The sequence below is a fragment of the Sphingomonas sp. OV641 genome (assembly GCF_900109205.1).
Taxonomy (GTDB): domain Bacteria; phylum Pseudomonadota; class Alphaproteobacteria; order Sphingomonadales; family Sphingomonadaceae; genus Sphingomonas.
In genome coordinates, this window is the sequence record NZ_FNZB01000001.1 from 1,212,110 (window position 1) to 1,237,586 (window position 25,477).

A 25,477-nucleotide genomic window follows, 5' to 3' on the forward strand; every position below is an offset into this window, starting at 1 on the left:
AGTGGGTCGGCTAAAGCATTCGAAACGGAGCCAGTTTCACGCCCGGATGGCGAGGGCGCCGAGGATCAACGCCGCCGCGATCGCGGCCAACTGGACGGTTCGCCAATCGATCAACCCGACGGCGTCGGGATCGTGCCGCCGGGTGCGCCGGCTGTCGCGCCAGGCCGCTCCCGCTGCGGCCACCCCGCAGGATGCTGCCGCCCCGAGCAGCACCGCTTGCGTTGCCATTCTTCTGCCTCCAAACCCGACGCCATGAACCTGTTCGAGGGAGAGAGATAATGCGCACGATCGGCATTGCGACCTTGTTGCTCGCGACCGCGACGGCAGCGACCGCCCAGCATGAATCGCACCAGCAGGTGCAGGCTTCTCCCGAAATCAGGACCGCGGTGCAGAGCGCTCAGCGCAGCGACGTCAACCGCCAGCGCGACGAGTTCCGGCATCCGGCGGAAACGCTGGCGTTTTTCGGTGTGAAGCCGACGGACACGGTGGTGGAGTTCAGCCCAGGGGGCGGCTGGTACACCGAAATTCTCGCGCCGCTGGTGAAGGGCAAAGGACGCTATGTCGCGCTGGTGAATGCGCGCGGCGTGGCCGGCACGGAAAAGATGCTGGCGGACAAGCAGGCATGGTTCGGCACGACCACCGTGGCGACCATCGACGGGGCGAGCGGGACGAGCACGGTTCCGGCCGGCAGCGCGGACGTGGTGCTGACGTTTCGCAATGTCCACAATCTGCTGATGAACGACGATCCGGCGGTTGCCGGACGCGCCTTCGCCGCCTTTCATGCAATGCTGAAGCCCGGCGGGACGCTGGGCGTGGTGGATCATCGCCTGCCGGAAGCGATGGACACGGCGCTCGAGAAGAAGAGCGGCTACATCAAACGGTCAACGGTGGTGCGACTGGCGGAGGCGGCCGGGTTCAAGCTGGCGAGCGAAAGCGAAGTGAACGCCAATGCCAAGGACACCCACGATCATCCTGAGGGTGTGTGGACGCTGCCGCCAACCTTCCGCCTGAAGGACGTGGACCGCAGCAAATATGCAGCAATCGGCGAAAGCGACCGCTTCACGCTGAAGTTCGTAAAGGCGAAGTAAGAGGCTGAAGGCCATGGTGAAGACAACCGAAGAACTCGCCCTGATGCGCGAATCCGGCAGGTTGCTGGCGTCCGTGTTCGAGATGCTCGACGGGCAGCAGCTCGCGGGAATGTCGACGCTTGCCGTCAACGACCTGGTCGAGCGGTTCATCACCATGGATCTGGGCGCGCGGCCGGCCAGCAAGGGGCAATATGGCTTTGCCTATGTCCTGAACTGCTCGATCAACCATGTGGTGTGCCATGGCGTCCCCGATGCGGATGAGATCATCCGCGACGGGGACATCATCAATCTGGACATCACACTGGAGAAAAACGGCTTCATTGCCGATTCCAGCAAGACCTATCTGGTGGGCAACCCGCCGCCCGCGGCGCGCCGGCTGGTCCGCGTGGCGCAGGAAGCGATGTGGAAGGGCATTCGGCAGGTTCGGCCGGGCGCACGGCTGGGCGATATCGGCGCCGCCATTGAGCGCCATGCCAAGAAGAACGGCTATTCCGTCGTGCGGGAGTTCTGCGGCCATGGCATCGGCCGCGAGATGCACGAAGACCCGCAGGTGCTGAACTTTGGGCGGCCGGGCACGGGAACGGTGCTGCGCGAGGGCATGACCTTTACCATCGAGCCGATGATCAATCAGGGAAGCCGCAAGGTATCAACCGAGGATGACGGCTGGACGGTGGTGACGAACGACCGGAAGCTTTCGGCCCAGTTCGAACATACGGTGGCCGTGACGAGCGACGGGGTGGAGGTGTTGACCCTGCGCGTCGACGAGCGTCCGCTGGCCGCCGCCCACGCCTGATCCCGGCGAGGATCGAAGGCGCGCGCGGGCAAGATCCGGCGCGCTCTTCGAAAACCCGGACGTTCAGCCGGCGAGCTTGTTCACCTTGTCCTGCAGACTGGCCAGTTCCGCCTTCAGCGCCGCGATCTCATCGTCCTTGCTGGCGGCGGGCGGCGGCGTTGCCGGCTTGAAGGCGCTGGTGGCCGCTTCGAACATGGCCATGTTGCGCTTTGCCATCTCCGCGAAGGGCGAACCGGCGAAGGCCCCTTCGACCGCAGATTTAAACTGCGCCTGATTGCGACGGAAGCTGTCCATCGACGCTTCCAGATAGCCAGGCACCATCGCCTGCATCGAATCACCATACATTGCGATCAATTGCCGCAGGAAGTTGACCGGCAGCATGGGTTGTTCCCCCCGCCCCTCCTCTTCCATGATGATCTGTGTAAGGATATTATGCGTGATGTCTTCGTCGGTCTTGGCATCGACAACCTTGAACTCCCGCCCCTCGCGAGTCATCGCGGCGAGATGTTCGAGGGTGATGTATGACGAACTTTCGGTATTGTAGAGACGGCGATTGGCGTATTTCTTGATGATGATCGCGCCCTCTCCGCTGTGCTGTTTTTTCATCGCGATGCCCCGCTCATGACGTCTTACTGCGCTACAGCATCTGTTATGGCACCGCAACACGGCCCAAGGCCACTCCCCTTGTTCCTGGACATGCTGCGCAACGAAACTGCAGCATCGCCATCCAGAATGGTCACGGCCCTGGCGGGATTGCGCCGCTATCAGGAAGCGCCGCGGACCAAACGGCGTATGGCAAAAGCGGTACGTCGCCTGGGCCACGCGCGGCTGCGCGACTATGGTGGCCGGGGACGGCCCGTGCTGTTCATCCCATCGCTGATCAACCCGCCGTTCATTCTTGATCTGATGCCCGGCCGATCGCTGATGCGGTGGATCGCCGAGCAGGGCTTTCATGCGTGGTTGCTCGACTGGGGAGAGCCGACGCCCGGAGACGGCGACCTGAGCATCAACGGTCATATCGAGCGCGTGCTGATCCCGGCGATGCAACAGTTCGACGAACCGCCGGTGCTGGTCGGCTATTGCCTGGGCGGAACGATGAGCATCGCTGCCGCGATCGCCGGCGATTGCGCCGGCGTGGCGGCGATCGCCGCGCCTTGGCACTTCCGGGGCTATGGCGAAGCGCGGGACGACATCGGCTCACTTTGGGAAGCGGCCCGCCCGGGATGCGAGCAACTCGGTTTGGTGCCGATGGAAGTGCTGCAAACCGGCTTCTGGCGGCTGGACCCCGCCCGAACGGTCGCGAAGTTCGAAAGCTTCGCCACCATGGCTCCGGAGGCTGCAGCCATGTTCATCGCCATGGAGGATTGGGCGAACAGCGGCGCGCCCCTGACCTATGCCGCGGGGACCGAATTGTTCGAGCAGCTTCTGCTGGCCGATGCGCCTGGCTCGCGCGCGTGGCGCGTGGCGGGGAGGCTGATCGATCCGGCTGATCTGACCTGCCCGGCGGTCGAGTTCGTCTCCCTGGGCGATCGGATCGTCCCGGCCGCGACGGCGATCGGCCTTCCCGATCGCCGCGATCTGGGTGCTGGCCATGTCGGGATGGTCGTCGGAAGCCGCGCAAAGGAACAGCTGTGGGAACCGCTGCGCGACTGGCTGGCGACTATACCCTGATCAGACCCAGATCCGGTCGAAACGGCGGCCCAGACCGGTCAGCAGCTCGTATTGCGACACGCCGGACGCTGCCGACGCATGTGGCAGATCGGAGTCGAAGGCGATCCAGTCGCCTTCCCCAACGTCCAGACCGGTCACGTCCACGGCGGTGAGATCCATGGAGACGCGGCCGATGACGGGAACGGCCGTTTCCCCCACATAGGCAAGCCCCCGGCCCGAAAAGGCGCGTCGATAGCCATCGGCATAGCCAAGGTTCACGACGGCAACGATGCTGTCCCGCTCCGCGGTCCAGGTAAGATTGTAGCCGACGCGTCCACCGGTCGGCACCGCACGGCGTTGCAGCACTTCTGCCTCGATCGTGACCACCGGGCGGATCACGCCGGCCAATCCGGCGGAGGGCACGCCGCCATAGAGCGCGACTCCGGGGCGCGTGAGATCGAACGCATAGTCGCTGCCAAGGGCGATCCCCGCGGAGTTCGCAAGGCTGATCCGGCGTGCGCCGGAGCGGACGGCAATGGCGTCAAGCGCGGCCCGCTGATGGTGGTTGATCGGCGCGTCCTGCTCTTCCGCCGACGCCAAATGGCTCATCAGCGTTTCGACGGGCAGCCCGTCCAGCAGACCGGTGGCGATGTCATCCGGCGAGACGCCGAGCCGGTTCATCCCGGTATCCACCATGATGTCGCACGGTCCTGCACCGCACTCGCGCCAGCGCTGTACCTGAGCGACCGTGTTCAGCACGGGGCGGGCGGGAAGCTGGCCCGCGACCGGCAAATCGGCAGCGCGGAGGCCATGCAAGACCGAGATCGAAAGGTCTTTGCGGGCGAGTGCGGCAGCTTCTGCCCAGGTGGCGACGAAGAAATCGCGACATCCCGCCTGCTCAAGCCGGGCGACGACTTCTGGCGCGCCTAGGCCATAACCATCCGCCTTCACAGCGGCGCCGCAAGCGGCCGCGCCGCTCATCCGGGCCAGTGCCCGCCAGTTCTCAACGAGGGCGGCCCCGTCCAGCCGCAATCGATTGGGTGCATCCATCCGCAGGCGGATAGCGGCGACCGCATGCGGAAGCTACCATTGCCCTCCCGCCACCCGACACCGGCGGCGGGAGGCAGCGCGGCGGCCTAGTCCTTCAGGCCGGCGGGAACGATACCGCCGTTCTTTTCCAGCTCGCGCATCACTGCCTTGTGCAGCCAGATGTTCATTTCCGCCGAACCGTCCTTCTCGCCGGTATAGCCGAGCTCGGTGGCGAGCTCCTTTCGATTGGACAGGCTGGAATCGATATCCAGCAGCTTCATCAGGTCCACGATCGACGTACGCCAGTTCAGGGCCGGACCGCCCTTCTTCGCGGCAAGATCAGCCAAGACCTTTTCCACGTCGACCGGTGCTGCTGCCGGTGCCGCCTGCGCAGGCGTCGTGGGTGCCGGCTGTCCCGCGGGTGCCGATGGCGGCGGCGCCTTTGGCGTCGCGGTGGGAGCAGGCGCCGCCTGGGGGGCGGACTTGCCGGAGAACTGGCCACCTAGCGGGCCCTTGTCGCCGAAGATGGCTTTTTTGATCGCGCCGAAGATGCTCACGCCTATGTCTCCGTTTATGGCTGATGGTCGGCAGAACGCGAGATCACCCGCTTTGTGCCCTTGGAACGGCGGAATGGGTGGAGACGTTTAGCCCCCGAAATGACCATACGGATCGCCGGCCTTCTGCTCCTTATACTCGGCGCGTGTGATGCGTTGCCGCGCGATCCCGAACATAGCAGCGAGCGTATTCAGCAAAGCCGCACTTTGAGGATCGGGATCACCGATCCGAAACTGGTGCCGGAGGCGCAGAGGCTGGTTGCAGCATTGGCGCAGCAAAATTCGGCACGCCCAATCATGCGCCAGGGCGCGCTGGAACCGCTGATCGTCGATCTGGACGCGGGCCGACTGGACCTGATCATCGCACCCATGGCGAAAAGATCACCGTGGAAGACGCTGGTCGCACCGGGGCCAGCGCTGACCCACATCGGAGAGGGCAAGGAACGCGTGGAATGGCGCGCGCTGATGAAGAACGGCGAGAACCGCTGGATCATGCAGGTCGAGCGCGCGAGCCGGCGTGTCTCCGGGGAGCAACCTTGAGCGCCGCCGGCACGCCTGCGGAGGCGCTACGCCGGGCCAAGCGGCTCAGCTGGTATCAACTCGGCTGGTTCACCACGGTCGTCATCGTGATGGGGCTGGTGCTCGGGCAGAGCCAGACGATGAAGACGGCCTGGATCGAGGACATGCTGGGCTTCGTGCCCCCGATCGCGTTCCTAGTGGCCGCGCGACTGGAGCAACGGCCCAGGAGCGCACGCTTTCCCTTCGGCTTTGCGCGCGCCAACGGCCTGGGGTTCTTCGTCGCTGCCGTGGCCCTGGCGGCGGTGGGGGCCTTGCTGCTGATCAACGCCGGGATGACGCTGTTCGCCGGTGAGCATGCAACGGTGGGCTCGATCAGCCTGTTCGGGCGTGACGTCTGGCTCGGCTGGCTGATGCTGGCCGCGCAATTCTACGCCCTGATCCCGCCGGTGGTGATCGGCGTGAAGCTGCTGCCGCTGGCGCGTACGCTGAACGACAAGCTGCTGTACACCAATGCGATGATGAACAAGGCCAACTGGCTTACCGGCGCGGCCGGGATCGCCGGAGTGATCGGCCTTGGGCTCGGCTGGTGGTGGGCGGATGCCGTGGCGGCGGGACTGATCTCGCTCGACATCATCAACGATGGCTGGAAGGCGATGCGATCCGCCGCCGCGGAGCTGATCGACGGGGCGCCGCGCGCGCTGAAGAAGCCCGAGGTCTCGGCAGAAGCGACCGCCCTCCACGCCGCGCTCGATCGCCGTTTCCCTGGTGCTGCGATCCTGATGCGAGAGGCAGGACGCCTGATCCATGTCGAGGTACACGGCGTCGCGCCGCCCAGCCCCCTGCCCTCGCGCGAGGAGCTTTGGCCTTGCGGCCGGGAGAGCGCGTGGCGGCTGGCGCAGGTGACGTTCAGGGAGCGGCCGCTGGAGGCCGATCGACATCAGCGCCTTTTCAGATCGACGTGACGCCGAGAATCTCGATCGCGTCGGCGCGGCCGTTGAACGCCACCAACTCGCCTTCCGCTGCGCCCATCATCGCGCGCGGCAGCGGCGCCGAAAAGGCGATCAGTCCGCGCGCCGGATCGGCCTCATCATCGCCGACGATGGCGATTTCCCGTTCCGCACCGTTCAGGCGAAAGCGGACGCGCGAGCCGAACGCCACTTCGTCTGCCGGCGGCGGTGGCGCCAGAATGGCGGTGATCCGGCGCGTGTTCCAGTAGCGCAGCTCTCGTGCGATCTCCTCGCCGCGCGGCTCCTCGGCATGCGCCTGCTCGGCCTCGAGCGCGGCGATCCGCTCTGCGATGAGGGCGAGGCCGCGCTGGGTGACCAGATTGGGTCCGGACGGCAGCGGCAACTCGAAGCGGGGCTCGAGATGCTCCTCGTCGCTGTCACGGCGAAACGCGACGCTCATGCCGTGCCCTGAAACCGCTTGATGATGCCGGAAAAGTCGGTGGCGCCATGGCCGGCATCGTTGAAGGCATCGTATAATTCGGTGGCGCGGGTCGCCATCGGGATATCCGCACCGGCCTCATGCGCGGCCGCCATGGCCAGTCGCAGGTCCTTCAACATCAATGCCGTCGCGAAACCGCCTTCATAATCGCGGTCGGCCGGGCTTTCCGGGCCGACACCGGGAACGGGACAATAGGTGTTGAGCGACCAGCTCTGCGCGGTCGCCTTGCTGGCAATATCGTAGAACACCTGGAGGTCGAGACCGAGCTTCTCCGCCAGCGCGAGCCCTTCGCAGGTCGCGATCATCGTCGCACCGAGGATCAGGTTGTTGCACATCTTCACCGCCTGCCCGGCGCCGCTGGTGCCGGCATGGATCACCGCCTTGCCCATGGCGTCGAGATAAGGCTGCGCCAGCGCGAACCCTGTTTCGGTGCCGCCGACCATGAAGGTCAGTGCCCCGCTGTTTGCCGCCGCAATCCCGCCGGAAACTGGCGCGTCGACCGCCTCCAGCCCCTTGGCGGCCGCATCCTGCGCCAGTTGCCGCGCGGTGGCGACGTCGATCGTCGAGCAATCTATCAGGATTGCCGACGGCGCCGCATTGGGGAATACCGCTTCGGCATAGACGCTGGCGACATGCGCGCCGGCGGGCAGCATGGTCACGATCGCCTCGGCGCCATCCACCGCCTCGGCGGCGCTGGCCACTGGCAGGCATCCAGCCTTTTTCGCGCGTTCGAGCGCCTCGGGGCTGAGGTCGAAGGCGCGCACGTCATGCCCCGCCTTGGCGAGGTTCGCCGCCATGCCCCCGCCCATATTGCCCAGACCGATGAATGCGACGCGTGCCATTTTAATCTCCCGCCCTCGCCCCTGGACAGGGGAGAGGGATATCGCAGCTTGGCGGCGCAGCCGCCTAGCGAAGGTTGGGAGAGGGGTGGAGCGAGCCTCAGGCTCGCGCGGTTCGTGCCGAACCGCATCACCCTCTCCCAGCTACGACTAAGGCTGTCCGAGCCTAAGTCTTCGCAACCCTCTCCCTCAAGGGAGAGGGCATGTTGAACCTACCGCCCCTTCCAGGCGCCCTGGCGCTTCTCGATAAAGGCGGACATGCCCTCGGCCTTGTCCTCGGTGGCGGTCAGGATCTGGAACAGCCGCCGCTCGGTCAGGATGCCTTGCGCGAGGTTCGTCTCGAAGGCGGTGTTGACCATCTCCTTGTTCACCATCGCGGCCATTGGCGGCATCGAGGCAATCAGGTCGGCAGTCTTCAGCGTCTCTTCGAGGAGCGAGGCGAGCGGCACGACCTTGGCGACGAGCCCCGAGCGTTCCGCTTCGGCGGCGTCCATCATGCGCCCGGTGAGGCACATTTCCATCGCCTTGGCCTTGCCGATCGCGCGGGTCAGTCGCTGCGAGCCGCCCATGCCCGGCGCGACACCCAGCTTGATCTCGGGCTGGCCGAACTTGGCCGTATCCGCGGCGTAGATGAAGTCCGCCATCATCGCGAGTTCGCACCCGCCGCCCAGCGCGAAGCCGTTGACCGCCGCAATCCACGGCTTGCGCGTGGCGACCACGCCGGTCTGCCAGCCGGCAAAGAAATCCTGCAGGAAGAAATCGGCCGCCTGCATCTCATACATCTGCTTGATGTCGGCACCGGCGGCGAACGCCTTTTCGCCCGCGCCGGTCAGCACGAGGCAGCGCTGACCCGGATCCTTGTCATAGGCACCGAAGGCCGCGGAGAGATCGGCGAGCACGTCGCTGTTCAGCGCGTTCAGCGACTGCGGACGGTTCAGCGTGACGAGCGTGACGGCGCCGCGCTGTTCGACAAGGATGTTGGCGTAATCGGTCATTGGTCTCTCCCTTGGTCGCCGCGGCGTTGATCCGGCGGAACGGTATGTTGTTGATCAGGCAGGGGTCCAAGCCTCATGGTCCGGCAAAGGCGCAAAGATCTGGTCGATCACGTGATCGCTGACGCCCTCCGGCGTTGCCGGATTCCAGCGCGGCGCATTGTCCTTGTCGACGATCACCGCGCGCACGCCCTCTAGGAAGTCGTGACGCTGCACCACTCGAGCGCCGACGGCATATTCCTGGCGCATCTCGTCCTCGAAGGTCGGCATGGCCTTGCCGTCGAGCAGAAGCTTCAGGCTGACCTTCATCGTCTGCGGCGATTTGGTCTTGAGTGTCGCCAGCGTCTCGCGGGCGAAGTCGCTAACATCCGCCTGCAACGCGTCGTAAATGTCCTCCAGCCGGTCAGAGGCGAACAAGCGGTCAATCGCTTCGCGCTGATCGAGCAGCCTGGCCGGGCCGGGTTCACCCGACAGATCTTCAAGCATTGCCCTGATGGCGAACGGATCGTCGCCGATGCGGCGCTTAGCCTCCTCAACCATCCCGGCCGACAGATAATGCGTGGCGAGCCCCAGCGCGAAGGTCTCCGCACCATCGAGGCGGTGCCCCGTCAGCGCGAGATATTGCCCGACCCGCCCCGGCAGACGCGAGAGATACCAGCCACCGCCGACATCAGGGAACAGGCCGATGCCGGTTTCGGGCATGGCGAACTTCGTGTTCTCGGTCGCCACGCGATAGCGGCACGGCTGCGACAGACCGACTCCCCCGCCCATGGTGATGCCGTCCATGAACGCCACCGTATCCTTGGCGTAGGTGAACAGCCGGTGGTTCATGCGATATTCGGTGTGGAAAAAGGCCCTTGCCTCGGCGCCGTCCTTTGCCCCGCTTTCCGCGAGCATGCGGATGTCGCCGCCGGCACAGAAGCCGCGGCCTTCGGCATGGTCGATGATGATCACGCGGATCGCATCATCGCCGCGCCATGCCTCCAGCGCGTCGAGCACGCCTTCGCACATCGCGGTGGTGAGCGCGTGGATCGCCTTGGGACGGTTCAGCCGAATGCGGCCGATTGGGCCTTCGGTGGTGACGATAAGGTCTTGGGTCATGATCTCTCCCTCCCTCACCCCTGGACAGGGGAGAGGGATACCGCAGCTTGGCAGCAAGGCTGCCTAGCGAAGGTTGGGAGCGGGGTCGAGCGAGCCACCGGCTCGCGCGGTTCGTGCCGAACCGCCCACCCCTCTCCCAGCTTCGACTAGGCAGCGAGCTGCCAAGTCTTCGCATCCCTCTCCTCTCCGGCGGAGGGGCGAGGGACAGGCACTATTCACTGGCGCGTCAGCTCGCGGCCCACGATCATGCGCATCACCTGGTTGGTGCCTTCCAGGATCGAATGCACGCGCAGGTCGCGCCAGAAGCGTTCGATCGGATAGTCCATCAGATAGCCATAGCCGCCGTGCAGCTGAAGCGCGCGGTCGACGACGGACGAGCCGGTATCGGTGGCGAGCCGCTTGGCCATGGCGGCGAAGCGCGTCTTGTCGGGGGCGTTCGCCGTCACCTTGGCGGCGGCGACGTAGAGCAGGTAGCGCGCGGCCTGAAGCTCGGTATCCATGTCAGCGAGGGTGAACTGGGTGTTCTGGAAGTCCGCAACGGGCTTGCCGAACTGCTGGCGATCCTTGGTATAGGCGATCGCCTCGTCCAGACAGCGCTGGGCGCCGCCGAGCGAGCAGGCGCCGATGTTGAGGCGGCCGCCGTCGAGGCCCATCATCGCGAAGCGGAAGCCCTCCCCCTCGCCGCCGACGCGGTTGGCGACCGGCACCTTCACATTGTCGAACAGCACCTGCCGGGTGGGCTGGGCGTGCCAGCCGAGCTTGCGTTCATTGGCGCCGAACGAGACGCCGGGCATGTCCTTGTCGATCACCAGGCAGGAGATGCCCTTCGGCCCTTCCGCGCCGGTGCGGACCATGGTGACGTACACCTCGTTCTCGCCAGCGCCCGAAATAAACTGCTTGGTGCCATTGACGATGTAATGGTCACCTTCGAGGCGTGCGGTGGTCTTCAGCGCCGCCGCGTCGGAGCCCGAGCCAGGCTCGGTCAGGCAATAGCTCGCCATCTTGTCCATGGTGACGAGATCGGGGAGGTAGCGGCCCTTGAGATCGTCCGAAGCGAAGCGGTCAATCATCCACGAGGCCATGTTGTGGATCGAGATAAAGGCGCTGGTGGCGGGGCAACCATAAGCCATCGCCTCCATGATCAGCGCCGCCTCGAGCCGGCCGAGATTGATCCCGCCGCTCTCCTCGCTGACGTAAATGGCGGCGAAGCCAAGCTCGGCGGCGGCCTTGATCGTGTCGCGCGGGAAGATGTGCTTTTCGTCCCACTCCGCCGCGAAGGGCGTGATGCGGTCGGCGGTGAAGCGGCGCGCGAGTTCCTGGATCTCGCGCTGGTCGCCGGTAAGATCGAATTGCGGTGTAAGGTCGAACTGGTCAGTCATGGCAGCGCTCTAGCGAAAGACGACGGTGCGCGCACCATTGGCGAGCACGCGGCGCTCGGCGATCCAGCGCACCGCACGGGCCAGCACCTGCGCCTCGATATCGCGGCCGATGGCGATGAACTCCTCCACGGTGGCGCGGTGATCGACCCGCTCGGCGGCCTGTTCGATGATCGGCCCCTCGTCGAGCGCGGTGGTGACGAAATGGGCGGTCGCCCCGATCAGCTTCACCCCGCGCGCATGCGCCTGATGATAGGGCTTGGCGCCCTTGAAGCTGGGCAGGAAGCTGTGGTGGATATTGACGCAGCGCCCCTCGACGGCGGCGACCAGGTCGGGCGAGAGCACCTGCATGTAGCGGGCAAGCACCAGCAGCTCGGCGCCGCTATCCTCCACCACCTCCAGCAACGCGCGCTCCTGCTCCGCGCGATTGGCCGAGGAGACGGGGAGATGGTGGAACGGCACATTGTGCCATTCGGCAAGACCGCGCAGCGTTTCGTGATTCGAGACCACCGCCACCGGATCGATCGGAAGCGCGCCGATCGACCAGCGGTGCAGCAGATCATTCAGGCAATGCGAGGTGGTGGAACAGGCAATCACCACCTTGGGGCGATGATCGGCAGGCACCAGCGTCCAATCGAGGCCGAACTGCACCGCCACCTCGGCCAGCGCGTCGTGGAGCGCCGGGCCGGTAAACACCAGCCGCATGAAAAAGCGGCCGGTTTCGAGATCGGCATATTGCTGACTGTCGAGGATGAAGCCGCCCGCGTGCGCCACACGCCCGGTGACTGCCGCAACGATCCCGCCACGGTCCTGGCAAGAGAAGGTGAGGATCCAGGGACGCTCGGCCATCAGGCGGCGCACCGCGTGTAGCGCAGCGTCTGGCCATCTGCGACGCGGGTCAGGACGTTGCCGTTCTCTTCAAGCGTCAGGGGGGTATCCTCAGTCCATTGCTGCCCTTCACCGGAGAAGGCGAGCGTCGCGCGCAGCTCGGTGGAGGAAACGCCTTCGAGCCTGGTGATCGTGGCGCGCGATTCGTAAAAGCTCAGGCGATCGGGCGCGACCGTCATGAGCCCCTTGTTGTCCCCCGCCGTGGAGGTGCAATCGGCCGGCACGAGCCCCCAGCGGCCGAGGAAGGCCGGGGGAATATGCTTGTCCGCAATGATCCCGCTGCGATCGGCGATCTGCGCGCTGTCATTCTCCGGCGCAGGCTCGATTGCGTTGATGGTGTTGAGCGCGGCAGCGGAGCCATCGTCCACTTGGTTCTTCTGCTCGGGCGTCGGGGCCTGGCACCCCGCGAGCAGAAGACCAGCGGTCAGGGCAAGCATTTTCCTCACGGCCATGTCGCTCATCCCATTGTCGGGATGACAAAGGCGTCCTGGATGCGGCTGGGCCCGCCATCCTCGCTGCCGCGCGGCAGGTCGCCCGATCCGTCCGGCCAGCGCTGGGTGATGGTCTTCACCTTGGTCCAGAACTTCACGCCTTCCATGCCATGCTGGTTGGTGTCGCCAAAGGCGGAGCGCTTCCAGCCGCCGAAGGTGTGATAGGCGACCGGCACCGGGATCGGCACGTTGATGCCGACCATGCCGACGTTGACACGCGCGCCGAATTCACGCGCGGCATGGCCGTTGCGGGTGAAGATCGCGACGCCATTGCCGTACTGATGATCGCTCGGCAGGCGCACAGCGGTCTCGAAATCGGGCGCGCGGACGATCTGGAGGACGGGGCCGAAGATCTCCTCCTGATAGCTCTTCATCTGCGGCGTGACGCGATCGAACAGCGACGGACCGACGAAGAAGCCATTCTCGTGTCCCTGCAGTTTGAAGCCACGGCCGTCGACGACGAGTTCCGCGCCCTCGTCCACGCCGGTCTGGATCCACTGCTCGACCCGGGCCTTGTGCGCGGCGTTGATGACCGGGCCGTAATGCGCCTCCGCATCGGTGGAGACTCCGACGCGCAGAGCCTCGATCGCGGGTAGCAGCTTCTCGCGCAGCGCGTCGGCGGTCTTGTCCCCCACCGGCACCACCACGGGCAGCGCCATGCAGCGTTCGCCGGCCGAGCCGAAGGCGGCGCCGGAAAGGTCAGCGACGACCTGGTCGAGATCGGCATCGGGCATGACGATGCCGTGGTTCTTGGCGCCGCCCATCGCCTGGACGCGCTTCCCCGCCGCGACGCCGCGATTGTAGACGTAGTGCGCGATGTCGCTGCTGCCGACAAAGCTGACCGCGCCGATCGCCGGATGGTCGAGGATCGCGTCGACCATCTCCTTGTCGCCATGAACGACCTGGAAGATGCCCTCGGGCATTCCCGCCTCGCGCATCAGTTCGGCGAGGCGCACCGGTACGCTGGGATCGCGTTCGGAAGGCTTGAGGATGAAGGCGTTGCCGCAGGCCGTCGCCACCGCGCCCATCCAGAGCGGGATCATCGCCGGGAAGTTGAACGGCGTGATGCCGGCGCCGATGCCGATCGGCTGGCGCATCGAATAGACGTCGATGCCGGGGCCGGCGCCCTGGGTATATTCGCCCTTCAGCACGTGCGGAATGCCGCAGGCGAACTCCACGACCTCAAGACCGCGCTGGATATCGCCCTTCGCGTCGGCGATGACCTTGCCATGCTCGGACGAGAGCAGGCGTGCGAGTTCGTCCATGTTCGCTTCGACCAGCGCCTTGAACGCGAACATGACCCGGGCGCGGCGCTGCGGGTTGGTGGCGGCCCAGCCGGGCTGCGCGGCCTCGGCGGCGGCGACGGCACGGTCTAGCTCAGCCTGGCTCCCGAGCCGGACCTGCGCCTGCACCTGGCCGGTGTTCGGATCGTAAACATCGGACACACGCCCGCCCGCCATGCCCTGATGGCCGACGATGTGATGATCGATGACGCGCATGATGCCTCTCCGTTACTCTGGCCAGCGCCTTTAGCCGCCAGCCGTTCGTTGCCACAACCCACGCCGCACATAGTGTTGACCTTGGCCGCCCATACGCCGAAGCCGTAGCCCATCGGAGGTGCACGATGACCGACCAACCCTGGCCGCCGGAACGTGAACGACCGCCGGGCATGCCACATCCGGACGATCCGGCGATCTTCGTGGATCAGCCGGAGCGTGATCCGGAGGGCGGGCGCCACCTCATCTTCGTCGCGATCGCTCTGGTCACGATGGTCCTGTTCTGGTGGGGCATATAAGCGCGCTCAGGCCGGCACCCCGACCCGCACCACCTCCGGCAGGATTGCATCCAGCAGCAGCATCCCCTGCTCGGTGACACGAAGGCGGTCACCATCTCGCTCGATCAATCCGGCGAGGCGCGCGATCGCACGTTCATCGACGAGGTCATGGGTGTCCATGCCGCCGGCCAGCCGCGCGATACGCGCCAGATCGACGCCCTCACGCAATCGCAGCCCCATCAGCAAGGCTTCCGAGGCCTGGGTGCCGGGGGCGAGCGGCTCCTCGCTTTCGATGCCGTGGCCGTTGCGTGCGACGGCGGCGAGCCAGTTCTCCGGCTTCTTCCGGCGCAGGGTGGCAAGCCCGCCGCGACGGCCGTGCGCCCCGGGCCCGACACCCGCATAGGTCTGGTACCGCCAGTAAGCGAGGTTGTGGCGGCTTTCCGCGCCGGGGCGGGCATGATTGCTGATCTCGTACGCAGGTAGGCCGGCGGCAGCGGTGATCGCGCGAGTCGCCTCGAACAGGTCCGCTGCCGCATCCCCGTCAGGAATGGTAAGGCGACCGGCGGCCGCTTCCGTCGCGAACCGCGTTCCGGGCTCGATCGTCAACTGGTACAACGACAGATGCTCGGTGCCGAACGCCAGTGCCTGCTTCAGCTCGGCGGTCCAGGCGTCGAGCGACTGACCAGGGCGGGCATAGATCAGATCAAAGCTGACGCGCGGGAACACGCGCTGGGCAATCTCAAGAGCGGCCAGCCCCTCGCTCACGTCATGCGCCCGGCCGAGAAAATGAAGCGCACTGTTGTCGAGCGCCTGCAGCCCCAAAGAGACGCGGTTCACGCCGGCCGAGGCGAGATCGGCGAAACAGGCGGATTCCACGGACGATGGGTTGGCTTCCAGCGTGATCTCAATGCCCGGCGCGAAACCCCAGTGTCGCTCCGCCGCCTGCAACACCGCCGCGACCGTCTCGGGCGGCATCAGCGAAGGCGTGCCGCCACCGAAGAAGATCGACGTCAGCCTGCGCCCGGCCAGAACCGATGCCTCATGCGCGAGATCGGCCAGCAGCGATTCGCGCCAGATCGCCTGGTCGACGCTTGCGCGCACATGGCTGTTGAAGTCGCAGTACGGGCATTTGGACACGCAGAACGGCCAATGGACGTAGAGGGCCAGAGCATTGTCGGAAGTCATGATCGCGCCGATATGGCGGCGATGACGCTTCAACGCCACCTCCTCGCGCTCGCCCTTCTGCTAGCTGGCTGCGCGCAGGGGCCAGAGCGCGTGGTGGAGGAGACGCTGACGGAAAAGCCGGCACCGCGCGGCGGCGCCTTGCTTCGCCAGGTGATGCTGGAAGGGCACAACCGGGCACGTGCGCTAGCAGGCGTGCCGCCGCTGCAATGGGACGAGGCGCTGGTCGCCTCCGCGCGCGCCTATGCCGAAGAAATGGCGCAAACGCGGCGGTTCGCCCATGCGGAGCAGCCTCATGGTCCCACCCGCCAGGGCGAAAACCTCTGGACCGGAACGCGCAGCGCCTATCGGTTCGAGGAGATGCTGGGCCATTGGGCGGCCGAGGGGCGCGACTTCGTGAACGGCGTCACGCCCGCGTTCAGCCGGACCGGCAAATGGCAGGATGTATCGCATTACACGCAGATGATCTGGCGCAACACGACGCGCGTCGGCTGTGCGATCGCATCAAACCGGCGGGACGATTATCTGGTCTGCCGGTACAGCCCTCCAGGCAATGTGGTGGGCGAACGGACGCTGTGACGGGTGCGGCGAGCGCACCCGTCCACCGCAAGCGTCGTCAGAAAACCGCGGCGACCAGCTGCCGGAAGGCGTCGGCGCGATGGCTGATCGCATGCTTCTCGACCTGATCCATTTCACCGAAGGTCTCGGTGCGCCCCTCGGGCAGGAACATGGGATCGTAGCCGAAGCCCTTGTCCCCGCGAGGAGGCCAAACCAGCGTGCCATCGACCCGGCCTTCGAACCATTCCACGTGCCCGTCCGGCCAGGCAAGCGCGAGGGCGCAGATGAAATGGGCGTCGCGGGACGCGTCATCGATCGCGGCGATCTTGTCGTTCACCCGCCGCATCGCTTCGTCGAAATCCTTGGCTTCCCCAGCCCAGCGCGCGGAGAAAATGCCCGGATCGCCGCCGAGCGCCTCGACACAGAGGCCGCTGTCGTCGGCAAGTGCGGGAAGACCGGAAAGGTCGGCGGCCGCCCGCGCCTTCAGCTCGGCGTTCATGACGAAGGTAGTGCCGGTCTCCTCGGGCTCGGGAAGGTCCAGCTCCTTGGCCGACACCGCTTCGATGCCATGCCCGTCGAGCAGTGCGGCAATCTCGCGGACCTTGCCGGGGTTGTGGCTGGCGATCACCAGCCTGCCCGGTTTCAGCTTGCGGATCGCCTGCGGCTCATTTCCCTCGCCGCTCATGCGCGGACCGCCCGATCCTGCGCCGCGAAGATCTCGGTGCAGCCGATGCGCGCCAGCCGGAGCAGCCGCAGCAGCGCCTCCTCATCATAGGTCGCGTGCTCGGCCGTCGCCTGCGCCTCCGCAATGTGACCATTTTCGAGCAGCACGAAATTGGCGTCCGCGTCCGCGTTCGAATCCTCGTCGTAATCGAGGTCGAGCACCGGATTCCCCTTGAAGATGCCGCAGCTTACCGCCGCCACCTTCTGCGAGATCGGATCCTTTTCGATCTTGCCGGCCTTCATCAGGCCATTGACCGCCAGTCGCAACGCGACCCAAGCGCCGGAGATCGATGCGGTGCGTGTGCCGCCGTCCGCCTGGATCACGTCGCAATCGAGCACGATCTGCCGCTCACCCAGCGCCGTCATGTCGGTGACCGCGCGCAGCGACCGGCCGATCAGCCGCTGGATTTCCTGGGTACGACCGGATTGCTTGCCCTTGGCCGCTTCGCGGCTGCCGCGGGTGTGCGTGGCGCGGGGCAGCATGCCATATTCGGCGGTGACCCAGCCCTGCCCCTTGCCGCGCAGGAACGGGGGCACCCGCTCCTCAACGCTGGCGGTGACGAGCACGCGCGTGTCGCCGAAGCCGATCAGCACCGATCCCTCGGCGTGACGGGTGAAGTTCGGCTGGATGGTGATGGCGCGCATCTGATCAGGCGCACGGCCGCTGGGACGCATTTGGGACAACTCCTGAAGCCGCTCGCCCGGAACCTGAAGCAGCCTGCGGCTTTGTTCAAGCGCGTGGCGTGCCTCGGCGGCGCTGGACGGGCAGCGGTGATTTCACCCGGCCGTAGCCGCTGGATGATTGCCGCGCCAGTATGCGCCGCCTAGATTTGGACCGTGACCCCATCTCCGCCCATCGCCGAACTGTCCGATCGAGCGCGCGACATCTTCCGCCGCGTCGTTGACGGTTATCTGGCGAGCGGCCTGCCCGTCGGATCGAAGACGCTGGCGCAGGCGGGCCTCAACCTGTCGCCAGCGTCGATCCGCAGCGTCCTGGCGCAGTTGGAAGATTGGGGGCTTCTGGCCGCGCCCCACACCTCTGCGGGACGCATGCCGACGGAACTGGGCCTGCGCCTGTTTGTCGACGGCATGATGCAGGCGCTTGAGCCCTCCGCCGAGGAACGGGCGACGATCGAAGCGCGGGCGGGACTTGCCGGGCCGGTGGAGGAAGCGCTCGCCGCCACGACGGCCGCGCTTTCCGGCCTGTCGGCCTGTGCGGGCCTGGTCATGGTGCCCAAGCATGAGCAGGTGCTGCGTTCGATCGGCTTCGTCCCCCTGTCACACGGACAGGCGCTGGCAGTGCTGGTGAGCGAGGACGGCGCGGTGGAAAACCGCGTCGTGGACCTGCCGCCGGGCGTGGGTCCGGCCGCGCTGGTGGAGGCCGGCAATTTCATGTCGGCGACGCTATCCGGCCTGACCCTGGCAGCGGCACGCGCCCGGATCGAGCGGGAACTGGCGCAAGGGCGCGCGGATGTCGACAGTGCGGCGCGTGCGCTGATCGAGCGCGGCATCGCGGTGTGGAGCGAAGATGGCGAGCGCCGGCCGGTGCTGATCGTTCGCGGGCAGGCCCGCCTCCTCGACGATGCCGCAACCGCAGACCTGGACCGGGTGCGCGAATTGCTGGACGATCTGGACGGGAAACAGGAAATCGCCGCGCTGCTCGATTCCGCCCGCGCCGGCGATGCGACACGCATTTTCATCGGCGCGGAGAACAAATTGTTCGCGCTTTCCGGTTCGTCCGTCATCGCCAAGCCCTTTCGCGGGAGCGATGGCCGCGTGGTCGGCGTTGTCGGCGTGATCGGGCCGACCCGGTTGAACTACGCGCGCGTCGTGCCCATGGTGGATTTCACTGCCGCAACGCTCGCCCGTTTGATGGGTTGAGCTGCCAGCAAAGACAGGGAAACAATGAACGACACCGAGACGAACACCCCGGGCGAGGATCTGCGCGACGAAACCGCTGCCGCCGCCCCCGAGGTTGCCGAGCATGACCGTCTAGCCGAACTGGAGGGACAGCTGGCCGAGGCCAAGCAGCAGACGCTGTACGCCCAGGCCGAGATCCAGAACGTGCGTCGCCGCGCGGAGAAGGACGCCGCCGACGCCCGCGCCTATGCGGCGACGTCGTTCGCGCGCGACGTGCTGAGCGTGAACGACAATCTGGAGCGTGCGCTGGCGGCGATTCCCGCCGACCTGCGCGAGGACGAACGGCTGAAGGGCCTGGTCACTGGCCTGGAAGCCACCGGCCGTGAGCTGACCAGCGTGTTCCAGCGCCATGGCCTGACCCGGATTGAGGCGATGGGCCAGCCGCTCGATCCGAACCGGCACCAGGCGATGATCGAAATGCCGTCCGATGCGGAACCCGGCACGATTGTGCAGGAAATGCAGTCCGGTTGGATGATCAAGGATCGCCTGCTTCGCCCATCCCTGGTCGGTGTGGCGAAGAAGCCGAACTGATCACGAGCATCTGCGATTGCCCGGAGATGATGGCGGCGGGTGCCGCCCGTCGATCGTCTCCGGGCAATCAGGTCAGCGTGCGCTTGGAGGCCAGGGTGGCGCCCCTGACGAGAAGCGCCGGGTGACCACAAGTCCGTCGGCCAGATTAGCCGTCAGTAGCGATGGGCGGCGCCGTGCCGCCGTCTTCACACGATCCAGCCATGCCGCAGTGTCGGCAGCAGCCGCGCGGGTCAGCGCGATCGCCTCTTCCGGTTCAACCAGTTGAAAGCGGATGGCTGACCCAGCCGGGAGTTGCGCCAGCCGATCAATGTCGGGATCGATCACCACGGCAATGCGCGGGTAGCCTCCGGTCGTCTGGTGGTCGGCGGTCAGCAGGCTCATCCTGCCATCACCATCGATCTGGAGCGCGCCGCGCATCGCCGGTTCGCTGGGCATGTCGATCCGCTCCGGCGGAAGCGGCGGACCATCAAGCACCATTCCCATGCGGTCGAAACGGGCGCTGGCGGCGAAGGGCTCGCTGGTGAGCCGGCGCAGCACTTCTGGTGTGAAATATCGCTGCTGCGGCCCCAGAACGGCACGGGCGACCGTGAAGGGCTCTCCATCAGCGAACCGAGGAATATCGACCGAGGCGACATCGCGGCGCGCCTCCCGCACCGTCAATCTATCGCCCTCTCCGATCCGCCCTCCGCCCAAGCCTGCGATCAGATGCGTCGCGCTGCTGCCGAGCCATTCGCTGCAGTCCAGCCGACCCGCCGGCGCGCAATAGCCCCAATTGCCGCTCGATTCGCGAATGCGGCAGCGCGCGCCGGGCTGAAGCGTCACCACGCACCAGCCGCCGACCTCAACACCGTTGACGGTCGCCAAGGCAGCACCGGTGATCGCGACCGAGACGGCGCGCTCCTCCGCCACCAGCGTCAGGCCGCCCAGCGAGAACTCGATGGCGGATCCATATCCGCCGCTCGCACCCACTGCCGCCGCGAAGGCTCGCCGATCGACCGGACCTGATGGCGGCACGCCGAAGCGGCGCCACCCGGGCCGCCCGGCATCCTGGATGCTGGTGAGCGGCCCTGCCTCCTCAATCCGCAACCGCGCATCGCTCATCACAGCGCCTCCGCGCCGACGCGAATGAAGCGCACTCGATCGCCGGGCTCGAACAGAAAGGGGCGATCGGCCGCCGCGTCGAGCACGCGAAGCGACGTGCGCCCGATCACCCACCAGCCGGTAGGCATGGGCAGCGTCGTGATCAGGCACTGCGGACCGGCAACCATCACGCTGCCAACCGGATGGCCCCGCACCGCGGCTGCCTTGCGCGGCAAGTGCAGGTCTCGCGGTACGCCGCCGAGATAGGCATAGCCGGGCGCGAAGCCGTACATGAAGACGCGATAGTCACCCGCCAGATGGGCGGCGATCACCGCCTCTTCAGACAGGCCAAGCGTCTGGGCGGCCGCGGCCACGTCAGGACCAGCATCGCCATCGTAACAGACCGGCACTTCGTGGGTGGTGGTGGCCAAGAGATCGACCGATGCGGCTTCAAGCGAGCGAAGATGCGCGGCGACACTGGCGTGATCGGTGGCAAGAGGATCGAACACGATCAGCAGGCTCGTATAGGCCGGCACCGCCTCCTCGAACCATGCGGGCGGTTGTGCCGAGAGCGCACGATCCAGCGACACCACCTGCGCAAACACATCCTCTGCGATCTCGCCGCCGAAATCCGCGAGCAACGCGCCGGAGCCTACCGGTCGGAAGGTGGGCCCGCTCATGCCCGGTCGAGGAAGGGTGCGATCGCCAGGCCCTGCCCTTCCAGCACCGATCGTATCCGCGACGCCATGGCGACGGCGGCCGGGTTGTCGCCGTGCACGCAAATGGAGTCCGCCGCCAACCGGATGGCGCCGCCCTCGACGGTCGGCATCGCGCCGCTATCGAAAAAGTTGAGCAGGCGCGCCGCCGCAGCTTCCGCATCATGGATGACCGCCCCCGGTGCGCTGCGGGGGACCAACTGTCCCGATGCGGTATAGCCGCGATCGGCATAGATTTCGCTGAACACGCGAAGCCCGGCCCGCCCCGCCGCAGCCTCCAATTGCGTGCCCGAGATCGCGAGCACGGCAAGCTCCCGATCCAAGGCACGAACGGAACGGACGATCGCCTCGGCAACATCGCGTTCGGCCGCCGCGACGTTTGCGAGAGCTCCATGCGGCTTAACATATCGCACCGGATGGCCAGCCAGCGCCGCCATGCCCAGCAATGCGCCGACCTGAGCGGCAACGAACCGCTCGATTTCGGCCACGCTCGCGGGCAAGCGGCGGCGGCCGAAGCCGGCGATGTCGGGATAGCTGGGGTGCGCCCCCACGACCACATCGTGCTCGCGTGCGAGCGAAAGCGTCCGGAACATGGTCTCCGGATCGCTCGCATGGCCGCCACACGCAACATTGGCGCTGGTGACGAGGCCGAACATCGCGGCGTCGTCCCCCAGGGTCCAAGGGCCGAAGCCTTCGCCAAGATCCGCGTTGAGGTCGATGGTCATCACGGCGCCTGCCTACTCCGTGCCGCCAGGCCTGTCCAAGCTTCCGCCGGCGCCCGGTCGGCATGGGAGACGCGGGCGCCGCGTCCAGCCGGTGCTTAGAGCGACTGTCCGTCGTCGATGTCGATGACCGATCCGCTGACCCAGGCGCTTGCGTCCGAGGCGAAATAGAGCAGTTGCGGGTCAAGCACGTCGATCGGCATGAAGCGGCGACGATGCCAACCTGCGATCTGTTTCGCGCCGCCTTCGCTCTCAAACCAGTCGCCGGCGATCTCGGTCTGGATATAGCCCGGCTGGATCACATTGACGTTGATCCCCTGCCGCACCCATTCACGGGCGAGATTGCGGCCCAGATGCGCCACTGCCGCCTTGGAGGCGGCATAGGCGCTATCCCCGTGCCCGGTCACATGCGCAGTGATCGATCCGACAAGGACGATCCGGCCACGGCCGCTGTCACGCGAACCGGCAGCGATCATACGCCGCGCGCCTTCGCGTGCCGTCAGCAGAACGCCGGTGAAATTGGTGTCGATCGTCTGGCGCAGCTTGTCAGGCGCCACATCGACCGTGCGACCGCCATTGGCCACGCCGGCATTGGCGATGACGGTATCAACCGTGCCGAAGCGGGCCTCTGCCGCATCAAAGGCAGCTGCGATCGATGCCTCATCGGTCACGTCAATGGCGACCGGCAGCGCCTTTGCGCCGAGGCGCGCCGCAAGCGCCTCCACCCGGTCGACACGCCGTGCGCCGATCACCACCTGTGCACCGGCAGCGACAAAGACTTCAGCAAAATGAGCACCGAGCCCGGAAGACGCGCCCGTAATGAGCGCGGTGCGCCCGCTAAGATCGAAAGCCACGCATCCTCCCCGTTCTGGCGCCCTGTCGGCGCCGAACGGAGCGATCGGGCGAGGTGCTGGTGACCCCTACGGGACTCGAACCCGTGTTTCAGCCGTGAAAGGGCCGCGTCCTAACCACTAGACGAAGGGGCCAGCGGGGGGTGCAGCTAGAGGGGGGCGAGGCACCTGTCAATCGCCACATTCCACTTCATCTGCATTTTATCGGCAGCCAATCAATCCGCCCATGCAGCGTCGTCGATGTGGAGCTCGGCCGCCGGGCGCTGCGACCAATCATCGATCTTCGGGCGACCGGCGAGCCAGAGCTTGCGGTGCGGGGCAGCGCCGAGCAGCGCGGCGCCCAGCGCTGTTTCCGCCGACCGGAACGCCATCGCTTTCAGGCTGCGCCCGTCATCACCGGCCACGATCGCGCGAATATGGCCATTGCCGACCACGTCGACACGGACCGGGCGCACTGGCCCGATCGCGACCCGCGGACTGGGCCAGCCGACGCCGTAAGGGCCACCCGTCTCCATCGCCGTGACCAGATCGGGCGTGACTCCGCCAGGCGCATGGATCGAATCCACCAACAGCGCCCGGTCGGCCACCGCTGCCGTGACCCGATCCGCCAACAGCTCCTCGAGGAAGTCGGCAAAGGAAGGCACCTGGTCCGCCATGATCGTCAAGCCTGCCGCCATGGCATGTCCCCCGCCTGCGACCACCAGTCCCGCAACCTTGGCGGCCAGAACTGCCTGCCCCAGATCCACACCCGGGATCGACCTGCCTGAACCCTTGCCGATGCCATTTTCATCCACGGCGATGACGATGGCGGGCTGACCGAGTTTTTCCTTCAGCCGCCCTGCGACGATCCCGATGACGCCCGGATGCCAGGCGTGACCGGCGACAACGGTCACACGGCGACCAGAGGCGTACATGGCTTCCGCCTCCACCTGGACGGTGGCCTCAATCGCGCGCCGCTCCTCGTTCAGGCGGTCAAGCTCGGCGGCGATGTTTTTCGCCTCCGCCACATCCTGCGTCGTGAGCAGACGCAGGCCGAGATCGGCTCGCCCGACCCGACCGCCGGCGTTGATGCGGGGTCCAAGCGCAAAGCCAAGGTCGCTGGCGGTAGGCGCCCGCGTCAGGCGCGACGCCTCGATCAAGGCGGCAAGACCAGGGTTGCGCCGGCCAGCCATGACCTTCAGCCCCTGGGCGACGAAGGCGCGATTCAGGCCGCGCAGCTGGGCGACATCCGCCACCGTTCCCAACGCGACCAGATCGAGAAGCTCGATCAACTTCGGTTCCGCCCGGTTCGTGAAGAACCCCCGGCGGCGCAGCGAACGAAGCAACGCCGCGCCGAGCAGGAAAGCGACGCCGACGGCCGCCAGATGGCCGTGGGCTGCCCCTTCCGCCTCATCAAGGCGATTGGGGTTCACCACTGCATGTGCCACCGGCAGTTCGCTGGCGCATTGGTGATGATCGACGACGATCACGTCGACCGGCGCCGCATGCGCCGCCGCCAGGGCATCGAACGCCTGAGCGCCGCAATCGACCGTGACGATCAGCGAGGCCCCTTCCCGCGCCAGTCGCGTCATCGCCGCCGCGCTAGGACCATAGCCTTCGGCCACGCGATCCGGGATGTAGCCGCGCGCCTCGATCCCGAGTTGGCGCAGAAGCAGGATCATCAGCGCGGCGGAAGTCGCCCCGTCCACATCGTAGTCGCCGAAGATCGCGATGCTCTCCGCACGCTGCACCGCGTCCGCCAGCCGGTCCGCGGCGGCATCCATGTCCCGAAAAATCGAAGGGTCCGGCATGAACGCCCGGATCGACGGGCTGCGATGATCCTCGAGCGTCTCGGGTGAGCAGCCGCGGGCAAGCAGCAGCTGCGTGACGAGATCGTGCGGCGCGAGATTGTCGGCGGCGGTGGCGCGCCATCGCCATGGCTGGCCCAGGATCGACCGTTCCACGCCAAGGACGTGCATCATGCCGCTATGCTCCCGGCGTCCAGGGCGCTTCGCGAAACCATTTGGTGATGATGTATTTCACGCCTTCGGACACTGCCGTACCTTCATGCAGCGTGGCGGTGTTCGGGCTGCCGTCCGGGTTCATGTTGTTCCACGCGAGCAGCGTACCCCGCTTCGGCTTCACCCGAACGCCCGCCTGAGGGAACCAGGTCGCGCCGCCCTCCTCCACGTCGTTGAGGAAGATCATCGCGGTCCAGACCCGCTGCCCGCCAGACGCCTTCATCGAGGGCCAGTAGCTTTCGCCCTCGTGGAAGTAATCGTGATGCGCCTTGAAATACTGCCCGGGCGCATAGCGCTGCCCCTGCATCGTCTCCCCCCAAAGGGGATCGAGCCCGAGGAGATGGGCCAGCCCCTCGTCGATTGGCTGGATCTCGGGCGAGCGGCGGTTCATGTCGCAGCTCTCCGACGTCCGGAACGTGGTGTCGCCGTGATCCGACAGAAGCGTGGAAGGTCGACGGTTGGCATCGATCATCGCCACCAGCCGCTTGCAGTTGGCCACGTCGAGATAGGCCGGAATCTTCCAGGCGGCAGCCTGTTCGGTGGGAAGGCGCACGGCGCGTGGATCCGCCTCCAGCCGAGCGGCAACGGAGCTGCCGATGCGGGCGCGATGCTCTGAAGGATGACCGGGAACGCTGGTGATCGCCATGGCGCACC

Annotated in this window: 30 protein-coding genes and 1 tRNA gene; 9 read left to right on the top strand and 22 right to left on the bottom strand. The window is 66.5% G+C overall.

Features of this window, described 5'->3' with window-relative positions; genetic code table 11:
• Positions 1 to 36 precede the first annotated feature (36 nt).
• Positions 37 to 228 carry a hypothetical protein gene (locus tag BMX36_RS05620; RefSeq protein WP_066777466.1) on the bottom strand — a complete coding sequence of 64 codons (192 nt, stop codon included), beginning with the start codon at positions 226 to 228 and terminating at the stop codon, positions 37 to 39.
• Between the two features lie 50 nt (positions 229 to 278).
• Between BMX36_RS05620 and BMX36_RS05625 the strand changes: the two genes are divergently transcribed.
• Positions 279 to 1,088, top strand: coding sequence for a class I SAM-dependent methyltransferase (locus BMX36_RS05625; RefSeq protein WP_093063950.1), 810 nt, complete (start codon positions 279 to 281; stop codon positions 1,086 to 1,088).
• A 13-nt stretch (positions 1,089 to 1,101) separates the two neighbouring features.
• The gene (gene map, locus BMX36_RS05630; RefSeq protein WP_093063951.1) at positions 1,102 to 1,881 is read left to right on the top strand and encodes a type I methionyl aminopeptidase; all 780 of its coding nucleotides are present in this window, start codon (positions 1,102 to 1,104) and stop codon (positions 1,879 to 1,881) included.
• Between the two features lie 63 nt (positions 1,882 to 1,944).
• On the opposite strand, the gene phaR is transcribed toward map, so the two are convergent.
• On the bottom strand, positions 1,945 to 2,487 hold the full coding sequence (phaR, locus tag BMX36_RS05635; protein WP_066777457.1) for a polyhydroxyalkanoate synthesis repressor PhaR: 543 nt from the start codon (positions 2,485 to 2,487) through the stop codon (positions 1,945 to 1,947).
• 318 nt (positions 2,488 to 2,805) lie between these two features.
• On the opposite strand from phaR, the gene BMX36_RS05640 reads away from it, so the two are divergent.
• Complete coding sequence (locus BMX36_RS05640) at positions 2,806 to 3,552, top strand: alpha/beta hydrolase (protein ID WP_371262808.1); 747 nt, start codon at positions 2,806 to 2,808, stop codon at positions 3,550 to 3,552.
• On the opposite strand, the gene alr is transcribed toward BMX36_RS05640, so the two are convergent.
• Both alr and BMX36_RS05650 read right to left on the bottom strand, forming a co-directional pair.
• Positions 3,553 to 4,581, bottom strand: coding sequence for an alanine racemase (alr, locus tag BMX36_RS05645; protein ID WP_093063953.1), 1,029 nt, complete (start codon positions 4,579 to 4,581; stop codon positions 3,553 to 3,555).
• A gap of 86 nt (positions 4,582 to 4,667) precedes the next feature.
• Positions 4,668 to 5,117 (bottom strand): DUF3597 domain-containing protein, encoded by a 450-nt coding sequence (locus tag BMX36_RS05650; RefSeq protein ID WP_093063954.1) that lies wholly within the window; start codon positions 5,115 to 5,117, stop codon positions 4,668 to 4,670.
• Positions 5,118 to 5,216: 99 nt separating this feature from the next.
• Here BMX36_RS05650 and BMX36_RS05655 point away from each other — a divergent pair, with 99 nt between their 5' ends.
• Both BMX36_RS05655 and BMX36_RS05660 read left to right on the top strand, forming a co-directional pair.
• Positions 5,217 to 5,654 (top strand): type 2 periplasmic-binding domain-containing protein, encoded by a 438-nt coding sequence (locus tag BMX36_RS05655; protein WP_143058517.1) that lies wholly within the window; start codon positions 5,217 to 5,219, stop codon positions 5,652 to 5,654.
• On the top strand, positions 5,651 to 6,595 hold the full coding sequence (locus tag BMX36_RS05660; RefSeq protein WP_066777446.1) for a cation efflux transmembrane domain-containing protein: 945 nt from the start codon (positions 5,651 to 5,653) through the stop codon (positions 6,593 to 6,595). Before BMX36_RS05655 ends, BMX36_RS05660 begins: the two co-directional genes overlap by 4 nt.
• On the opposite strand, the gene BMX36_RS05665 is transcribed toward BMX36_RS05660, so the two are convergent.
• The 8 genes from BMX36_RS05665 to BMX36_RS05700 all read right to left on the bottom strand — a co-directional run bounded on the left by BMX36_RS05665 (position 6,582) and on the right by BMX36_RS05700 (position 14,265).
• Complete coding sequence (locus tag BMX36_RS05665; RefSeq protein WP_066777443.1) at positions 6,582 to 7,040, bottom strand: GreA/GreB family elongation factor; 459 nt, start codon at positions 7,038 to 7,040, stop codon at positions 6,582 to 6,584. The genes BMX36_RS05660 and BMX36_RS05665 overlap by 14 nt on opposite strands.
• Positions 7,037 to 7,963 carry a 3-hydroxyisobutyrate dehydrogenase gene (gene mmsB / locus BMX36_RS05670; protein WP_371262858.1) on the bottom strand — a complete coding sequence of 309 codons (927 nt, stop codon included), beginning with the start codon at positions 7,961 to 7,963 and terminating at the stop codon, positions 7,037 to 7,039. The genes BMX36_RS05665 and mmsB overlap by 4 nt, the downstream gene beginning before the upstream one ends.
• A gap of 167 nt (positions 7,964 to 8,130) precedes the next feature.
• On the bottom strand, positions 8,131 to 8,913 hold the full coding sequence (locus tag BMX36_RS05675; RefSeq protein ID WP_066781786.1) for an enoyl-CoA hydratase-related protein: 783 nt from the start codon (positions 8,911 to 8,913) through the stop codon (positions 8,131 to 8,133).
• A 54-nt stretch (positions 8,914 to 8,967) separates the two neighbouring features.
• The gene (locus tag BMX36_RS05680) at positions 8,968 to 10,011 is read right to left on the bottom strand and encodes an enoyl-CoA hydratase/isomerase family protein (protein WP_093063958.1); all 1,044 of its coding nucleotides are present in this window, start codon (positions 10,009 to 10,011) and stop codon (positions 8,968 to 8,970) included.
• A gap of 215 nt (positions 10,012 to 10,226) precedes the next feature.
• On the bottom strand, positions 10,227 to 11,390 hold the full coding sequence (locus BMX36_RS05685; RefSeq protein ID WP_093063959.1) for an acyl-CoA dehydrogenase family protein: 1,164 nt from the start codon (positions 11,388 to 11,390) through the stop codon (positions 10,227 to 10,229).
• Between the two features lie 9 nt (positions 11,391 to 11,399).
• Positions 11,400 to 12,236 carry a formyltetrahydrofolate deformylase gene (purU, locus tag BMX36_RS05690; protein WP_093065271.1) on the bottom strand — a complete coding sequence of 279 codons (837 nt, stop codon included), beginning with the start codon at positions 12,234 to 12,236 and terminating at the stop codon, positions 11,400 to 11,402.
• Complete coding sequence (locus tag BMX36_RS05695) at positions 12,236 to 12,727, bottom strand: hypothetical protein (RefSeq protein ID WP_143058518.1); 492 nt, start codon at positions 12,725 to 12,727, stop codon at positions 12,236 to 12,238. Before BMX36_RS05695 ends, purU begins: the two co-directional genes overlap by 1 nt.
• 5 nt (positions 12,728 to 12,732) lie before the next feature.
• Positions 12,733 to 14,265, bottom strand: a complete 1,533-nt coding sequence (locus BMX36_RS05700) for a CoA-acylating methylmalonate-semialdehyde dehydrogenase (RefSeq protein ID WP_093063961.1) — start codon at positions 14,263 to 14,265, stop codon at positions 12,733 to 12,735.
• A 125-nt stretch (positions 14,266 to 14,390) separates the two neighbouring features.
• On the opposite strand from BMX36_RS05700, the gene BMX36_RS21625 reads away from it, so the two are divergent.
• On the top strand, positions 14,391 to 14,561 hold the full coding sequence (locus BMX36_RS21625; RefSeq protein ID WP_177179032.1) for a hypothetical protein: 171 nt from the start codon (positions 14,391 to 14,393) through the stop codon (positions 14,559 to 14,561).
• Between the two features lie 6 nt (positions 14,562 to 14,567).
• Here BMX36_RS21625 and hemW read toward each other — a convergent pair whose 3' ends face one another.
• Positions 14,568 to 15,725: a radical SAM family heme chaperone HemW gene (gene hemW / locus BMX36_RS05705; RefSeq protein ID WP_093063962.1), complete on the bottom strand. Its 1,158-nt coding sequence runs from the start codon at positions 15,723 to 15,725 to the stop codon at positions 14,568 to 14,570.
• Positions 15,726 to 15,746: 21 nt separating this feature from the next.
• Between hemW and BMX36_RS05710 the strand changes: the two genes are divergently transcribed.
• Positions 15,747 to 16,301, top strand: coding sequence for a CAP family protein (locus tag BMX36_RS05710; RefSeq protein ID WP_371262809.1), 555 nt, complete (start codon positions 15,747 to 15,749; stop codon positions 16,299 to 16,301).
• A gap of 37 nt (positions 16,302 to 16,338) precedes the next feature.
• On the opposite strand, the gene rdgB is transcribed toward BMX36_RS05710, so the two are convergent.
• Both rdgB and rph read right to left on the bottom strand, forming a co-directional pair.
• A complete protein-coding gene (gene rdgB / locus BMX36_RS05715; protein ID WP_093063964.1) occupies positions 16,339 to 16,965 on the bottom strand; it encodes an RdgB/HAM1 family non-canonical purine NTP pyrophosphatase in 627 nt (208 codons plus the stop codon).
• Positions 16,962 to 17,678 (bottom strand): ribonuclease PH, encoded by a 717-nt coding sequence (gene rph / locus BMX36_RS05720; protein ID WP_066781807.1) that lies wholly within the window; start codon positions 17,676 to 17,678, stop codon positions 16,962 to 16,964. Before rph ends, rdgB begins: the two co-directional genes overlap by 4 nt.
• A gap of 162 nt (positions 17,679 to 17,840) precedes the next feature.
• Here rph and hrcA point away from each other — a divergent pair, with 162 nt between their 5' ends.
• Complete coding sequence (gene hrcA, locus BMX36_RS05725; protein ID WP_093063965.1) at positions 17,841 to 18,884, top strand: heat-inducible transcriptional repressor HrcA; 1,044 nt, start codon at positions 17,841 to 17,843, stop codon at positions 18,882 to 18,884.
• 24 nt (positions 18,885 to 18,908) lie between these two features.
• A complete protein-coding gene (gene grpE / locus BMX36_RS05730) occupies positions 18,909 to 19,454 on the top strand; it encodes a nucleotide exchange factor GrpE (protein WP_093063966.1) in 546 nt (181 codons plus the stop codon).
• A 72-nt stretch (positions 19,455 to 19,526) separates the two neighbouring features.
• Here grpE and BMX36_RS05735 read toward each other — a convergent pair whose 3' ends face one another.
• The 7 genes from BMX36_RS05735 to BMX36_RS05765 form a co-directional block, all read right to left on the bottom strand.
• Positions 19,527 to 20,555 carry a 5-oxoprolinase subunit C family protein gene (locus BMX36_RS05735; protein ID WP_093063967.1) on the bottom strand — a complete coding sequence of 343 codons (1,029 nt, stop codon included), beginning with the start codon at positions 20,553 to 20,555 and terminating at the stop codon, positions 19,527 to 19,529.
• Complete coding sequence (locus tag BMX36_RS05740; RefSeq protein ID WP_093063968.1) at positions 20,555 to 21,214, bottom strand: 5-oxoprolinase subunit B family protein; 660 nt, start codon at positions 21,212 to 21,214, stop codon at positions 20,555 to 20,557. The genes BMX36_RS05735 and BMX36_RS05740 overlap by 1 nt, the downstream gene beginning before the upstream one ends.
• Positions 21,211 to 21,975, bottom strand: coding sequence for a LamB/YcsF family protein (locus BMX36_RS05745; RefSeq protein ID WP_218142137.1), 765 nt, complete (start codon positions 21,973 to 21,975; stop codon positions 21,211 to 21,213). The genes BMX36_RS05740 and BMX36_RS05745 overlap by 4 nt, the downstream gene beginning before the upstream one ends.
• A gap of 95 nt (positions 21,976 to 22,070) precedes the next feature.
• On the bottom strand, positions 22,071 to 22,826 hold the full coding sequence (locus BMX36_RS05750) for an SDR family NAD(P)-dependent oxidoreductase (RefSeq protein ID WP_093063970.1): 756 nt from the start codon (positions 22,824 to 22,826) through the stop codon (positions 22,071 to 22,073).
• A gap of 57 nt (positions 22,827 to 22,883) precedes the next feature.
• Positions 22,884 to 22,958: transfer RNA gene (locus tag BMX36_RS05755), tRNA-Glu, on the bottom strand.
• Between the two features lie 80 nt (positions 22,959 to 23,038).
• Positions 23,039 to 24,784, bottom strand: coding sequence for a single-stranded-DNA-specific exonuclease RecJ (recJ, locus tag BMX36_RS05760; protein ID WP_093063971.1), 1,746 nt, complete (start codon positions 24,782 to 24,784; stop codon positions 23,039 to 23,041).
• A gap of 4 nt (positions 24,785 to 24,788) precedes the next feature.
• A complete protein-coding gene (locus BMX36_RS05765) occupies positions 24,789 to 25,469 on the bottom strand; it encodes a prolyl hydroxylase family protein (RefSeq protein WP_093063972.1) in 681 nt (226 codons plus the stop codon).
• Positions 25,470 to 25,477 lie beyond the last annotated feature (8 nt).

Coding starts and splice junctions, on each gene's coding strand:
- BMX36_RS05620 (WP_066777466.1), bottom strand. CDS start 228: ATGGCAACGCAAGCGGTGCTGCTCGGGGCGGCAGCATCCTGCGGGGTG.
- BMX36_RS05685 (WP_093063959.1), bottom strand. CDS start 11,390: ATGACTGACCAGTTCGACCTTACACCGCAATTCGATCTTACCGGCGAC.
- BMX36_RS05665 (WP_066777443.1), bottom strand. CDS start 7,040: ATGAGCGTCGCGTTTCGCCGTGACAGCGACGAGGAGCATCTCGAGCCC.
- phaR (WP_066777457.1), bottom strand. CDS start 2,487: ATGAAAAAACAGCACAGCGGAGAGGGCGCGATCATCATCAAGAAATAC.
- BMX36_RS05740 (WP_093063968.1), bottom strand. CDS start 21,214: ATGAGCGGGCCCACCTTCCGACCGGTAGGCTCCGGCGCGTTGCTCGCG.
- BMX36_RS05735 (WP_093063967.1), bottom strand. CDS start 20,555: ATGAGCGATGCGCGGTTGCGGATTGAGGAGGCAGGGCCGCTCACCAGC.
- recJ (WP_093063971.1), bottom strand. CDS start 24,784: ATGATGCACGTCCTTGGCGTGGAACGGTCGATCCTGGGCCAGCCATGG.
- BMX36_RS05745 (WP_218142137.1), bottom strand. CDS start 21,975: ATGACCATCGACCTCAACGCGGATCTTGGCGAAGGCTTCGGCCCTTGG.
- purU (WP_093065271.1), bottom strand. CDS start 12,236: ATGGCCGAGCGTCCCTGGATCCTCACCTTCTCTTGCCAGGACCGTGGC.
- BMX36_RS21625 (WP_177179032.1), top strand. CDS start 14,391: ATGACCGACCAACCCTGGCCGCCGGAACGTGAACGACCGCCGGGCATG.
- grpE (WP_093063966.1), top strand. CDS start 18,909: ATGAACGACACCGAGACGAACACCCCGGGCGAGGATCTGCGCGACGAA.
- BMX36_RS05695 (WP_143058518.1), bottom strand. CDS start 12,727: ATGGCCGTGAGGAAAATGCTTGCCCTGACCGCTGGTCTTCTGCTCGCG.
- hemW (WP_093063962.1), bottom strand. CDS start 15,725: ATGACTTCCGACAATGCTCTGGCCCTCTACGTCCATTGGCCGTTCTGC.
- BMX36_RS05625 (WP_093063950.1), top strand. CDS start 279: ATGCGCACGATCGGCATTGCGACCTTGTTGCTCGCGACCGCGACGGCA.
- BMX36_RS05765 (WP_093063972.1), bottom strand. CDS start 25,469: ATGGCGATCACCAGCGTTCCCGGTCATCCTTCAGAGCATCGCGCCCGC.
- rdgB (WP_093063964.1), bottom strand. CDS start 16,965: ATGAGCGGCGAGGGAAATGAGCCGCAGGCGATCCGCAAGCTGAAACCG.
- BMX36_RS05640 (WP_371262808.1), top strand. CDS start 2,806: ATGCGGTGGATCGCCGAGCAGGGCTTTCATGCGTGGTTGCTCGACTGG.
- BMX36_RS05680 (WP_093063958.1), bottom strand. CDS start 10,011: ATGACCCAAGACCTTATCGTCACCACCGAAGGCCCAATCGGCCGCATT.
- BMX36_RS05675 (WP_066781786.1), bottom strand. CDS start 8,913: ATGACCGATTACGCCAACATCCTTGTCGAACAGCGCGGCGCCGTCACG.
- BMX36_RS05700 (WP_093063961.1), bottom strand. CDS start 14,265: ATGCGCGTCATCGATCATCACATCGTCGGCCATCAGGGCATGGCGGGC.
- map (WP_093063951.1), top strand. CDS start 1,102: ATGGTGAAGACAACCGAAGAACTCGCCCTGATGCGCGAATCCGGCAGG.
- BMX36_RS05710 (WP_371262809.1), top strand. CDS start 15,747: ATGACGCTTCAACGCCACCTCCTCGCGCTCGCCCTTCTGCTAGCTGGC.
- alr (WP_093063953.1), bottom strand. CDS start 4,581: ATGGATGCACCCAATCGATTGCGGCTGGACGGGGCCGCCCTCGTTGAG.
- BMX36_RS05655 (WP_143058517.1), top strand. CDS start 5,217: ATGACCATACGGATCGCCGGCCTTCTGCTCCTTATACTCGGCGCGTGT.
- rph (WP_066781807.1), bottom strand. CDS start 17,678: ATGCGTCCCAGCGGCCGTGCGCCTGATCAGATGCGCGCCATCACCATC.